This is a genomic window from Rhodoferax sp. (genome assembly GCF_018780565.1).
Lineage (GTDB): Bacteria > Pseudomonadota > Gammaproteobacteria > Burkholderiales > Burkholderiaceae_C > Rhodoferax.
Genome location: NZ_JADMJN010000010.1, coordinates 1 through 12,329, shown reverse-complemented (window position 1 = coordinate 12,329; position 12,329 = coordinate 1). Strand labels below are relative to the sequence as shown.

General features: G+C 55.0%; 10 protein-coding genes and 1 pseudogene. 8 read left to right on the top strand and 3 right to left on the bottom strand.

The features are described 5' to 3' along the window. Positions 1–34: 34 nt before the first annotated feature. The 3 genes from flhC to IV109_RS13995 all read right to left on the bottom strand — a co-directional run bounded on the left by flhC (position 35) and on the right by IV109_RS13995 (position 1,998). Positions 35–571 carry a flagellar transcriptional regulator FlhC gene (flhC, locus tag IV109_RS14005; protein WP_296697491.1) on the bottom strand — a complete coding sequence of 179 codons (537 nt, stop codon included), beginning with the start codon at positions 569–571 and terminating at the stop codon, positions 35–37. Between the two features lie 12 nt (positions 572–583). After that, positions 584–910 carry a flagellar transcriptional regulator FlhD gene (gene flhD / locus IV109_RS14000; RefSeq protein ID WP_296697489.1) on the bottom strand — a complete coding sequence of 109 codons (327 nt, stop codon included), beginning with the start codon at positions 908–910 and terminating at the stop codon, positions 584–586. Positions 911–1,188: 278 nt separating this feature from the next. Then, complete coding sequence (locus tag IV109_RS13995) at positions 1,189–1,998, bottom strand: flagellin (protein WP_296697486.1); 810 nt, start codon at positions 1,996–1,998, stop codon at positions 1,189–1,191. A 414-nt stretch (positions 1,999–2,412) separates the two neighbouring features. Between IV109_RS13995 and IV109_RS13990 the strand changes: the two genes are divergently transcribed. From IV109_RS13990 to IV109_RS13955, 8 genes and pseudogenes are all read left to right on the top strand, one after another. After that, positions 2,413–3,210: a flagellin gene (locus IV109_RS13990; RefSeq protein WP_296697484.1), complete on the top strand. Its 798-nt coding sequence runs from the start codon at positions 2,413–2,415 to the stop codon at positions 3,208–3,210. 131 nt (positions 3,211–3,341) lie between these two features. Then, a complete protein-coding gene (gene fliD / locus IV109_RS13985) occupies positions 3,342–4,742 on the top strand; it encodes a flagellar filament capping protein FliD (protein WP_296697482.1) in 1,401 nt (466 codons plus the stop codon). A 62-nt stretch (positions 4,743–4,804) separates the two neighbouring features. Next, the gene (gene fliS / locus IV109_RS13980) at positions 4,805–5,233 is read left to right on the top strand and encodes a flagellar export chaperone FliS (RefSeq protein ID WP_296697480.1); all 429 of its coding nucleotides are present in this window, start codon (positions 4,805–4,807) and stop codon (positions 5,231–5,233) included. A gap of 7 nt (positions 5,234–5,240) precedes the next feature. After that, positions 5,241–5,540 carry a flagellar protein FliT gene (locus IV109_RS13975; RefSeq protein WP_296698544.1) on the top strand — a complete coding sequence of 100 codons (300 nt, stop codon included), beginning with the start codon at positions 5,241–5,243 and terminating at the stop codon, positions 5,538–5,540. Between the two features lie 107 nt (positions 5,541–5,647). Continuing rightward, positions 5,648–7,822, top strand: a complete 2,175-nt coding sequence (locus IV109_RS13970) for a peptidase domain-containing ABC transporter (protein WP_296697478.1) — start codon at positions 5,648–5,650, stop codon at positions 7,820–7,822. Then, positions 7,795–9,174 (top strand): HlyD family type I secretion periplasmic adaptor subunit, encoded by a 1,380-nt coding sequence (locus IV109_RS13965; RefSeq protein ID WP_296697476.1) that lies wholly within the window; start codon positions 7,795–7,797, stop codon positions 9,172–9,174. The genes IV109_RS13970 and IV109_RS13965 overlap by 28 nt, the downstream gene beginning before the upstream one ends. 28 nt (positions 9,175–9,202) lie before the next feature. Continuing rightward, positions 9,203–11,113, top strand: coding sequence for a hypothetical protein (locus IV109_RS13960; protein ID WP_296697474.1), 1,911 nt, complete (start codon positions 9,203–9,205; stop codon positions 11,111–11,113). Between the two features lie 390 nt (positions 11,114–11,503). Further along, a pseudogene (locus tag IV109_RS13955) lies at positions 11,504–12,329 on the top strand (heme utilization protein); the annotation flags it as partial.

Sequence of the window (12,329 nt, the reverse complement as noted above, 5' to 3'; positions counted from 1 at the left end):
AGCCCTTTTATGCTGGCTTTTCGGCTCGAAGAGCTTAGTGCAGAAAAATTCCGCCGGCGCTGGAGCTTTTCCCGGCACGTGCGGGGGGGGTGCACAAGCCGCATTCAAAGTGCCGGGAATTTTCGTAGGCGTCGGTAACAAAATGGCCGCCGCATTTGGAGCATTTGGTCCGCCCCAGCATGTTGTTGTCCACGAATTTAACCAGACGCCAGGCCCGCGTGATAGACAGCAGTGGTTCGACGCCGCATGCCGCGATTTGCTCCGTGTAGAGTTTGAACGCCTTCATGACTGCATCAATGTCATCCAGAGCGCTGACCTTGCCGATGTACTCATACATGTTCAAAAACAGGGATGAGTGGATGTTGGGCTGCCAGGTCAGAAACCACTCGGTTGAAAACGGCAGTTGTCCTTTGGAGGGGGACCGGCCGGCCACTTCCTTATAGAGGCGGAGCAAGCGCTCATAGGATAAGTCGGTTTCGCTTTCCAGCACCTGCAGCCGGGCGCCCAACTGGATCAGCGCAACGGCGCGCTCTACTTGCTTGGAATCGTTCAAAACGCTTTTCGTGGCCATGGTCGTGCTCCCTTACATTGCTTCTGCGAAACGACCCGCCATCAAAATGCTGGCATGCAGTTTGGTGGTGGCGTCATTGTCTACCTTGCTGACAGAGTGGTTTGTCAGCAGATTCCAGACGACATCATCATCAATGCGGAAGCGGCACAGCAACATCGTGCCTGATGCGATCTTCAGGATTTGTGCGGGGGAAAGGGTGGCCACCAGACTTGCGGACTCTTCTGAAATTCCAAGACGGAAAAGTGCTTGAGCCTTGTCCTTGCGAATCAGGTTCTGCGCCAGCATGAGGTAAGTCAGGTTGGCATCACGGATTTCTGCGGACAGTTGTTCATCAGTCATGTTCGGCTCCTTCGTTGGTTAAGATCCCATGGGGATCGCGATGAAGTCAATTCTGAGCGGATGTCGCAGAAACTTGAATTGGAAAAGGGCTGTTTGGGCTGTAGGTTCGCAGGTCACTTGCTGTAAGGGAAATGCCTACAGGCGGATCATTGACAAAGGCTCTGCATACCGCTCGACGTCGAATGACGTGCGGTCGCTGGCCTATCTCGCGCAGACGCGAAGATAACGCGGCGACTGGCTTCTGCCGGTCAGCGTGAAGGGAATTGAAAAGGCGGATGTTACTGGCGCAGCAATGACAGCACGCTCTGCGGCAACTGATTGGCCTGTGCAACCATTGCTGTTCCCGCCTGTTGCAATACTTGCGAGCGTGAAAGGCTGGCGGTTTCTTGCGCGTAGTCTGCATCCATGATCCGACCGCGGGCGGCGGCCGAGTTCTCGGCTGCGACTCGCAGGCTGGCGATCACACCTTCAAACCGGTTCTGCGAGGCGCCCCAGGTGGCCCGGATCGAGTTCATCGTATTCAGGTCTGTGTCGATGACAGTAAGTTCTGCGCTGGCGGTTGCATTGGTTGCGCCGAGGGTCGTTGCCGTCTGAGTCGCGATAACGGAGCTGATGGATATGGTGTCAGCCGCATTCGCCCCTACCTGGAATTGGAACGAAGCGGGCGCCGCCGCACTCAGGAGTGGTTGGCCATTGAACGAAGTCGTGCTGATAACTCGTGCGTTCTCGGCAACCAGCAACTGGTATTCTGCGTCGAGGGCGGCAATGTCGGTTGCGCCGTTGGTGCCGTTGGCCGCCTGCACTGCCAACTCACGCATGCGTTGCAGATTGTTCGAGACGGCTCCCAATGCACCCTCTGCCGTCTGCGCCAGGGAGATGGCGTCATTCGAGTTGCGGATGGCGACGTTCATGCCGCGGGTCTGTGCATTCATGCGCTCGGCAATCGCCAAGCCGGCCGCATCGTCCTTCGCGCTATTCACGCGCAGGCCGGAAGAGAGTCGCTGCATGGCGGTAGCCAGAGAAACGGAGGTTCCCGCCAGATTACGTTGTGCGTTCAGCGACGTTATATTCGTGTTGATCGTGGTCATGTTGATCTCCTGTAAAGCTGAATAAATCCGGCATTGCTGCCGATCATTGCCAGCACGTCGCTGACTTGGTTGAACAGTGGATAAATTGTGATGAAAGCAGGCAAGGTCTAAAGCCCAATGAACCGACCACAATCCGGTCATTTCTTGCCTTTGACTGGGTTTTTGCCCCTTTTTGCCGGTTTTTTGATGAATGACCGACGACGCGGGACAGGTGCGAAGTTCTCGGCGCGAGAATTTTTTTGAATTCCGGCTCAAGTTTCAGGTGATGTGATCCGAAAACATCTTCAACGGGTTTCAGCAAAGACCCGCCGTCCGGTAGGTGCCCAGCAGTGCTCCGGTCATAGGGGCTAACCAATTGGTTGGCGTTGACGTAGGCAGCAATGCCGGATTTATTCAGCTTTACAGGAGCTTTTCATGACCTCGATTAATACCAACATCAACTCGATCAACGCACAGAGGAATTTGTCGGGAACGAGTATCCAGCTCACTCGAGCCATACAGCGACTCTCTTCCGGGATGCGCGTGAATAGCGCGAAGGACGATGCGGCCGGCCTGGCGATTGCCGAGCGTATGGATGCGCAAACCCGCGGCATGAACGTCGCCATTCGCAACGCCAATGACGCTATCTCTCTGGCTGCTACGGCTGAGGGTGCACTGGGTGCCATTTCTGCGAATTTGCAGCGTATGCGTGAGTTGGCTGTTCAGGCTTCGAACGGTACCAACGGCGCATCTGACATCACTGCGCTTGATGCCGAGTTTGCGTTGCTGGTTGCTGAAAACACCCGGGTGACGACTGCCACCAAGTTCAATGGAACCGCTGTGATTGCTGCGACCACCTATGCTTTCCAGGTCGGTGCCAACACGGCTGACACGATCTCGGTTACTGGGGCGGCTTACACCGGTACATCCACCACCCTGGGTACCACCAATGCCACAGCGCTTGCTGAACTGGCCAAACTGGACGTGGATATTGATGCGGTTACAACGGCCCGTTCGACATGGGGTGCGACGCAGAACCGGTTTGAAGGTGTGATTGCCAATTTGCGAGTGTCTTCCGAGAACTCAGCTGCGGCACACGGCCGCATCGTGGACACCGATTACGCCATGGAAACTGCCAATCTTTCCCGGGCTCAAGTGTTGCAGCAGGCGGGAACGGCGATGGTCGCACAGGCCAATCAAGCTCCGCAGGGTGTACTGGCACTGCTGCGATAACAGTGGTTCGAGCTTGCCGCCAGCCTGTGGTTGGCGGTGCTTTTCCTGGCGGCGATGGGGCATTGGCCCTCGTCGCCATTTGGCATTTTGTGATCCGTCGGTATACACTTAACCGATCTTAGGAGCAACTCATGGCAATCTCCGCCCCAGGTGTTGGCAGTGGCCTTGATGTCAACAGTATCGTTACCCAATTGGTTGCAATTGAAAAGCAGCCACTTCAAGCGCTTCAGGCCAAGGCTTCGACTTTTCAGTCGCAACTCAGCCTGTACTCGAAGGTCAAGTCCCAGACTTCCGCCCTCGGCGATGCGGCTGCAGTTTTGGCAGGCGCCACTGGCTGGAGCACTCAAAAGGCTGTGTCGTCCAATCCTGCCGCTGTGGGCGTTACTGCTGGTTCTGCTGCGGTGGCTGCCGCCCTGACCATTGAGGTGCAGCAGCTTGCCCGTGCCCAATCGGTTGCGTCTGTCGGTGTTGCGACTGGTGTTGCAGTGGGCTCATCCGGTTCACTGAATATCGAACTTGGAAGTTGGTCCGATGATCCTGTGCCCGTGTTTACACCGGGCACCAGTGTTCAGGTGGCAATCGGTGCAGCCGATACGGTCGCGACCATTGCCAGCAAGATCAACGCAGCGGGCGCAGGCGTTACCGCAACGGTGTTGCGTGACGGAACGAATGAGCGCCTGGTGATCCGTTCAAACAGCTCTGGTGTGGCGGCTGGATTTCGTCTCAATGTGCCTGCGGACCCGGGATTGACCGCGTTGGGATTGACCAATCCTTCGGATGGCGTTGGGTTTGTTGGCCAGACCGCCTTGGATGCCAAGGTCAAAGTCAATGGCGTTAGCGTCCAGTCAGCTACCAACAAGATGACGGATGTGATTCCCGGTGTAACGCTGCAATTGAATCAGGCGACGGTTGCGCCGGTGGAGATCACGGTCGCCAACGATTTGGAGGCAACCCAAAAGAATATTCAGACTTTTGTGGATGCTTACAACGCACTCAATCAGACGCTTGCCGACGCTACAAAATATGATGCAGCAACCAAAAAGGCCGGACTGTTGCAAAGCGATTCCACCACAGTAGGCCTGCAAAATGCGCTGCGGTCCATCTTGGGCTCCAGCAGTGTCGGATCGACCATGACCAGGCTGTCCGATGCAGGCCTTGAACGGCAGACGGACGGATCGTTGAAAGTCAACTCGACCAAACTTACGAGCGCCCTTCAGGATGTGGATAACCTCAAGAAACTGTTCACCACCGATAACAGCAATCCTTTGACGAATGGTTTTGGCTTGAAAGTTCGGGATTTTGCGCGAGGGTTGGTCGCATTTGACGGTCTTGTTACGAACAAGTCGACTGCCTTGCAGGGGTCGATTAGCAGAAACTCCAAAGATCAGGACCGGGTGAACGACCGGGCATCCCGGATCGAAGTGCAATTGCGCAAGCAGTACACCGCGCTGGACGCCCAGATGGCTCAAATGAGTGGTCTGAGTTCTTATGTGACAGCGCAACTGGCGCAATGGAATAAATCTACAGGGTAAGGTTTATTTTTCCGTCCACTTGCCGATATATAAAACATACGGCACTCAAGGAGATGGTCAAAATGTTTACCCCTGTTAGCACGCGCTCCGCAAATTCCTACCGAAATGTTGGTTTGGAAACTTCTGTTTCCATGGCCAATCCACATCAACTGGTCAGTTTGCTTTTTGAGGCGTTATTGCAGTCGCTGGCTGCTGCAAAGGGGGCCATCCTGAATGGTGATATTCCTACCAAAGGACGCTCGATTGGTCGAGCCGTGCGTATCCTGGAGGAGGGCTTGAAGGCTGGTTTGGATGATGCCCGTGGGGGTGATTTGGCTGCCAATTTGCGGGGCTTGTACGATTACTGCATATTTCGTACGACAGAAGCAAACCTGCGAAATGACGTGGCGATCATTGAAGAGGTGATTCGACTGATCCATCCGGTGGCGGATGGATGGAATCAAATCAAGGGCGAGGTTGCGGCCCAATCTCAAAGTGTTGGAAGCCTGTAACAGGAACATACTTCAAATGTTAATCGACTACTACAAGGCCATTGAGGATAGCAGCGCCAAAATGCGGGATGCCGCCCAGGCCGAAGACTGGGACGAGGTGATGCGCTTCGAGGGTGCGTGTGCGGTGCTGATCGAGCAACTGCGTCACAAATCGAAAAGCGAAAATTTACTTCCAGAGCAGCGATCCGAAAAACACAGGATCATGCAACGAATTTTGCAAAACGATGCCCAAATCCGTATTCTGGTTGAGCCTTGGCTGACCTATGTTGAGCGAAAGTTGGACGGACAGCGTCAGCTACTCCATTAGTCCGTTCTGCTGCGCAAGCCATCTGGCGTTTGCCGCGCAAGGCTTGGAGAACTAAGGGGGTAATCGGCCGCTAATCTGCGCTTCCTGGCCTTGGTCCCCATGTTGAAATGCCTGACATCCCGTCGGGAATTTCAACAATGGCAGAAAAATTTCCCCATACGACCATCCAGTGCCTCTCCGCGATTGCCCAGCATCATCGTTTGCCGGTCAACCCTGAGCGCTTGATTGAAGACTACGCGCTGGTCTCGGAAGAGCCGAGTCCGGCCACCTTGCTGCGCATTGCTTCGGACATTGGTTTGAAAGCCAAGTTCGACAAACTTTCGTGGGAAGGCCTTCAGGCGCAAGGAGGCGTGTTTCCGCTGATTGCCCGGATGAGCGATGGGAATTGCGTCATTGTCATGGGTGCATCCGCAAAAGATGGGGGTCAAGTAGCCATCTTGAACCCTCTGGCTGATAACGCCACAGAAGTCCTGCTGATAGATCGTGAAAAGTTTTGCACCCGCTGGGAAGGCGAAGTCTTCTTTGTAAAGCGCTTGTATGCGTTGCCTGAACAAAATCAGCCATTCGGCTTTCGTTGGTTCATCCCGGAGATACTGAAGCAAAAAGCGGCGCTCCGGGACATTGCAATTGCGGCGATTGCTATGCATTTTCTGGCATTGGCATCGCCCATGTTTTTTCAGTTGGTGATCGACAAGGTGCTGGTTCATCAAAGTCTGTCCACCCTGTGGGTGCTTGGTGTGGGCATTGTCATTGCGCTGGTGTTTGATTCTCTATTCGGCTTTCTTCGCCAGATCCTGACGCTCTCTGCGACTAACAAGATAGACATGCGGCTGACACGCCGCACGTTCGCACACCTTCTTTCTTTGCCAATTGACTATTTCGAGACCACTACGGCAGGGGTCATTACCCGTCACATGCAGCAGGTGGAAAAAATCCGGTCATTTCTAACCGGGCGCATGTTTTTCACTGCGTTGGATGCCACGTCGCTCCTGATTTTTCTGCCGATTCTGTTTACCTATTCAGTCAAGCTGGCGTTCATAACCCTGGTGTTCACTTTTTTAATCGGTGGAATCGTTGCCGCCATGGTTCCGACTTTTCAACGCCGACTTAATGATCTCTACAGTGCAGAGGGGCAACGGCAATCCATGATGGTGGAAACCATTCATGGCATGAGAACAGTCAAGGCACTGGCCATTGAACCAACCCAGCGTCGACTGTGGGATCAGCGCTCAGCGCAATCCATCAATATGCATTTTCGGGTGGGGAAAATCTCCATCACCGGCAATGCGATCACCGACTTCTTGGGCAAGCTCCTGCCGGTTGTCATTATTGTGGTTGGCGCGCAGGAAGTCTTTGATCAGACGCTCACTGTGGGGGCGCTTATCGGCTTCCAGATGATCACGAACCGCGTGGTCGCACCACTGATCGCCATCGTTGCATTGGTGAATGATTATCAGGAGACTGCGCTGTCGGTCCGCATGTTGGGAGAAGTCATGAATCGGCCATCGGAGGGCCGCGCCAGCGCGGGCGGATTGCGTCCCGACCTGGCTGGGGAAATTTCTTTTGAAGAAGTTACCTTTCGTTATCCCGGCGCCAGTGCGGCTGCGCTGGATAGAGCCACATTGACCATCCCGGCGGGCGCGGTCGTTGGTATCGTTGGCCGTAGCGGCTCCGGCAAGACCACCCTGACAAAGTTGATCCAGGGTCTCTATAGCGTGCAAGAGGGCATCGTTCGCTTTGATCGGACCGACGCGCGTGAGATCGAGCTGTCCCACCTGCGCCGCCAAATCGGTGTGGTTTTACAGGAAAACTTTTTGTTCAGAGGTACGGTCCGTGAGAATATCTCTGCTGCCAAGCCGGAAGCCACGTTTGAGGAAATCGTGGCCGCTGCCGATGCCTCTGGTGCCGCTGAATTTATTGAAAGACTTCCTCAAGGCTACAACACTTTATTGGAAGAGAATGCGGCGAATCTTTCGGGTGGACAGAAGCAGCGCCTGTCAATTGCGCGCACCCTTCTTACCAAGCCCCGCATCCTGGTTCTCGACGAGGCGGCAAGCGCACTTGATCCAGAGAGTGAGGCCATTTTTATTCGCAATCTGTCGCGGATCGCGGTTGGGCGAACAGTCATCATGATTTCCCATCGACTGTCAACGCTGGTCAATGCCAATGCCATCCTTGTCATGCAGCATGGACGTTTGATGGACAGTGGCCGACATGATGAATTGCTCACGCGATGTGAAACCTACCAGCAGCTATGGAACCAGCAAACAAGCCATCTCTAAGGCGAGGGCTTTTCTCCAAGGGGACTAAGCGCGCGAAGGCTAAGACAGTCGTCGAGTACTTGCCTGACGCGGATGAAATTGAACGCAGTCCTGTGCCGCGATTTGCTCAAATTACCATGCATGTTTTGCTGGCCAGTTTCGCATCATTTGCAATTTGGGCCAGCCTTTCTCAGTTGGATCAAGTGGTTGTGGCGCAGGGGCGTCTGGTGAACCCGTTGCCAAACGTCGTGGTCCAACCCCTGGAAACTTCAATTATCCAGAGTGTGGATGTGCGAGTCGGGCAAGTCGTCAAAAAGGGTGAGAGTTTGGCAACGCTTGACGCTACCTTTATCCAGGCAGACGAAACGCAGCTCAGGCTTCGCCTGACGAGTTTGGAAACTCAAATTGAAGGCTTTGGGCTGGAATTGTCTGGCGAAAGCAGCCGAAGTACGCCCGCTGTCAATGCGGATACGCAGTTGCAAGCGAATCTGTTACTGGAAAGAAAGGCGAATTACAAGGCCCAGCAGATGAAAATGCAGGAAACCGCTGCCAAGCTGCGGGCCGCTTTGACCACGAATAAGCACGATCAGCAACTGGTGGCGTCTCGTCTTCGGTCGCTGAAAGAAATTGAAGCGATGCAAGAAAAGATGGTGGCTCAAAAGTTTGGTGCACCTATTCAGTTGCTTGAGGCGCAGCAAAGGAGCAAGGAGGTCGAGCGCGATCTGGAGCTTACGGTTAGCCGTGAGCAGGAAATCAAGAGAGAACTGGCCGCCTTTGAGTCGGAGCGAACCGCTTTTGAAAAAGGCTGGCGGCAAAAAACAATGGAAGATTTACTGGCCTTGTCGCGGGAGCGGGATTCTGTGAGGGAGCAATTGCAAAAGGCTGACAAACGTCACAAGCTCGTGACATTGGTGGCACCAGTTGACGCTGTTGTGCTGGACATTGCCAAGCTGTCGCCGGGGTCTATTGTCAAGGAAGCGGAAACGTTTTTTACACTGGTTCCCCTCAATGTCGCACTTGAAGCAGAGGTCCATATCGATTCTGTCGATGTCGGGTACATCAAACTCGGACACCCCGTTCATTTGAAGCTGGATGCCTATCCATTTCAAAAACACGGCACACTGGATGCCAAAGTTCGCACGATCAGCGAGGATGCGTTTCGACGGGATCCATCAGCCAAGTCCGGGGCGGATGCCTATTACTTGAGCCGTATTTCCCTGGACAAGACGACACTCAAAAACATGATTGAGAGTTCGCGGCTCTTGCCTGGTATGACCTTGTCGGCGGAGATCGTTGTGGGCAAGCGTTCCGTGATTTCTTATCTGGCCTGGCCGCTTACCAAAGGGATGAACGAAGCGATTCGGGAGCCATGAGGGCAAGAATTGCAAATGAAAGGAAACCATGGCCACAAAGATAGTTGCCAAGGACAAGCGGGCATTCAGCAGCACGTTGAAGTCAGCTCGGCTCGGGCTTCTGGATGCTCAATACGAAGTTGGTTTGATGTATGCCAATGGCGTGGGCGTAGCGCAAGACTTCGAGAAGGCGCTGCTCTGGATTCGTCAAGCGGCAGAAAGAGGCTTGGCTGCGGCTCAGTATTTGCTGGGTACGAGATACGCGAATGGCGTGGCGGTTGAGCAGGATGATCACAAAGCCTTCTTTTGGTACCTGAAGGCTGCGGAGCAAGGGCATCCCAAAGCAATTTTCAGACTTGGCAAGTTCTACGGCGCGCTTCATTCAGAGTCTGCAAACGCCTGTTTTTTCAAAGCTGCTGAACTGGGCCTGACCGAGGCTCAGTTCACGGTCGGTGCTGCGTTTGAAAATGGCAAGGGCGTGGTGCAGGACTATCGGCAGGCCCTTTACTGGTATCAGCGTTCGGCGGAGCAGGGGCTGGCGGCTGCCCAATGTGCTTTGGCCGATTTGTACGCCAATGGCCACGGGGTTCCCTGTGATGTCGAGCTCGCGCTGGACTGGTACCGCAAAGCCGCTCAACAGCACTTCGCTGCTGCTCAGGTTGCTATGGGGCTCATTGATGCGAACGGCGACGGGCGCTCCTTGAGGCGGACGCGGACCCGCCGCAAGGCCGGGACTGTCGAACGCAGACGTGATGCATCAGGATGGATCAAGGCGGCAGAGATGGGCGATGCTGATGCGCGTTACAACTTTGCATTGATGTGTCATTTTGGCTTGGGTGTTCCCGAGGATCTGGTTCAGGCGGAAGCTTGGTATCTGAGTGCGGCAAAGCAAGGCGAAGTGCGCGCACAGCTTGCTTTGGCAAGACTGTATGAGGGTGTGCATGATGAGCAAGCCTGGGTTTGGTACCACAAGGCAGCGGAACAAGGTGATCTTGAGGCGCAGTTCTTTCTTGGGCGCCATTATTTGTCTGGGCAAGGTGTGGAGCAGGATCCGTTGGCAGGGTGCTCGTGGTATGTCAAGGCGGGCGAGGCCGGAGACCCCCGCTCACTGCTTACCCTTGGGCATCTATTCAGCGGCGAAATGGAGCATGCCGCATCGGCATGTTTCAAGAGGGCGGCGGAGCAGGGTATCGCGGAGGCCCAATTTCTCTTGAGTCAGCACTATGCTGCCGGAAAAGGGATTTCTCATGATCTCGGACAGGCTTTTTATTGGTGTCGTCTGGCTGCAGAGCAGGGGTATGCGCTGGCGCAATGCGCGCTGGGCATCACCTACTTGAACGGCAGAGGGGCTCCTCGGGACTTTGCGCAGGCCTTGTTTTGGTTTCAGAAAGCTGCCGACCAGGGGGATGCCAAGGCCCAGTGGAACCTGGGAGCCATGTATGCCAGTGGCGGTGACGGCGTGGCGCAGGATTTGCGACAAGCGTTCATTTGGTGTCAAAAGGCTGCAGATCTTGGTTTTGTGGCGGCGCAAGCAACCTTGGGCGTACTTTTTGCGCTCACCCAGAATATGGATCAAGCGGTGCATTGGTGGAGCAAAGCCGCGCATCAGGGAGATCCGGAGGCGCAATACAACCTGGCGTTGATGTACAGCAAGGGTCAGGGTGTTAAGCAAGATTCGGCCCTGGCTTTCCATTGGTTTGTTGAAGCCGCTGGACAAGGGGTTGTCAGTGCGCAGTCACGTCTAGGGCTCATCTATGCAACCGGTGATGCGGTAGCACTTGATCTTATCGAGGCGCATAAATGGTTTATTCTGGCGGCCAAAGGGGGTGATGCCGCAGGGAAAGCCAATCTTGTCAGATCCGAAGAACGGCTTGGTTTGATGCAAATTGCCGAAGCACAGCGTCGGGCCAATCAATGGCTGCAAGCAGCATCGAATTCCAGATCCTTGAAAGAAGTGTAGGTACTAACTTCCATGGTTTTTCAGTTATGGAAATCGGAGTGCTCGACTGACTTCGACCATTTGGAGCTCCAAATATGCGAAATAGAACCGGGTTCCCATTACTTTTTGACTTGTTCCAAGGTGGGTGGTGTGAGATAAACCGAGACAGCACTTGGCATATCTCAAAAATATAAAAAATAGTTCAAATATTTCCTCAAGATTTCAGTAGAAGTGCCGTTGACAGGGAACGGGTGTAATCCACAAGCAGTGTTGTGATCGTGGTTTCCTTAGCTGTTGGCTGTCGATGGTTGGTCGTTTTGTGCGTGGATTGGCTCTGTCAATGAGGTGTCAATCCACAAAAGTTGCGCATTCTATATACGTGTGGACTGAGCAGTCCTAAAGGGTTTTACTATGAGTAATATCAGCGGTTTTTCAACAACGCAGATTGCGTCTTTCTCCACGGTTCAAGTTCAAGCGTGGACAACCGCTGATATAGCTTCCCTGACTACCAGTCAGGTGGCGGCCCTGACCACCGACCAGGTGGTGGCCCTCAAGACGGCGCAAGTCCAGGCTTTGACCACCAGTGGCGTGGCGGCCCTGACCACCACCCAGGTGGTGGCGATGGAAACCGTGGATGTGGCGGCACTCAAGACTGCCCAGGTCGCAGCCCTGACCACGAACCAGGTGGCGGCACTGATCACCGAGCAGGTGGTGGCCTTGACCACCGCCCAGGCGGCAGCACTGAGCACGGCCGCAGTGGCCGCGCTGACCACCACCCAGCTGGTGGCGATGCAGACCGTGGATGTGGGCGCGCTCAAGACCGCCCAGGTCGCGGCTCTGACCACCACCCAGGTCGCATCCCTGATCACAGAACAAGTGGCCGCGCTCACCAGCAGCGTGGTGGCGGCCCTGACCACCACCCAGGTGGTGGCCCTGACGACTGACCAGATCGTAGCCCTGACCACCAGTGGCGTGGCGGCTTTGACCACCAGTGGCGTGGCAGCCTTGACCACCACCCAGTTGGTGGCGATGCAGACCGCGGACGTGGCGGCGCTCAAGACCGCCCAGATTGCAGCCCTGACCACCACCCAGGTGGCATCCCTGATCACCGAGCAGGTGGCAGCACTGAGCACGGCGGGTATTGCCGCGCTGACCACCACCCAGGTGGTGGCCTTGACCACCGACCAGGTGGTGGCGCTGACCACCAGTGGCGTGGCGGCTTTGACCACCAGTGGCG

What these genes read in the sequence shown, in the direction of transcription:
- flhC (WP_296697491.1), bottom strand. Translation starts at nt 571, where the DNA reads ATGGCCACGAAAAGCGTTTTGAACGATTCCAAGCAAGTAGAGCGCGCC.
- flhD (WP_296697489.1), bottom strand. Translation starts at nt 910, where the DNA reads ATGACTGATGAACAACTGTCCGCAGAAATCCGTGATGCCAACCTGACT.
- IV109_RS13995 (WP_296697486.1), bottom strand. Translation starts at nt 1,998, where the DNA reads ATGACCACGATCAACACGAATATAACGTCGCTGAACGCACAACGTAAT.
- IV109_RS13990 (WP_296697484.1), top strand. Translation starts at nt 2,413, where the DNA reads ATGACCTCGATTAATACCAACATCAACTCGATCAACGCACAGAGGAAT.
- fliD (WP_296697482.1), top strand. Translation starts at nt 3,342, where the DNA reads ATGGCAATCTCCGCCCCAGGTGTTGGCAGTGGCCTTGATGTCAACAGT.
- fliS (WP_296697480.1), top strand. Translation starts at nt 4,805, where the DNA reads ATGTTTACCCCTGTTAGCACGCGCTCCGCAAATTCCTACCGAAATGTT.
- IV109_RS13970 (WP_296697478.1), top strand. Translation starts at nt 5,648, where the DNA reads ATGCCTGACATCCCGTCGGGAATTTCAACAATGGCAGAAAAATTTCCC.
- IV109_RS13965 (WP_296697476.1), top strand. Translation starts at nt 7,795, where the DNA reads ATGGAACCAGCAAACAAGCCATCTCTAAGGCGAGGGCTTTTCTCCAAG.
- IV109_RS13960 (WP_296697474.1), top strand. Translation starts at nt 9,203, where the DNA reads ATGGCCACAAAGATAGTTGCCAAGGACAAGCGGGCATTCAGCAGCACG.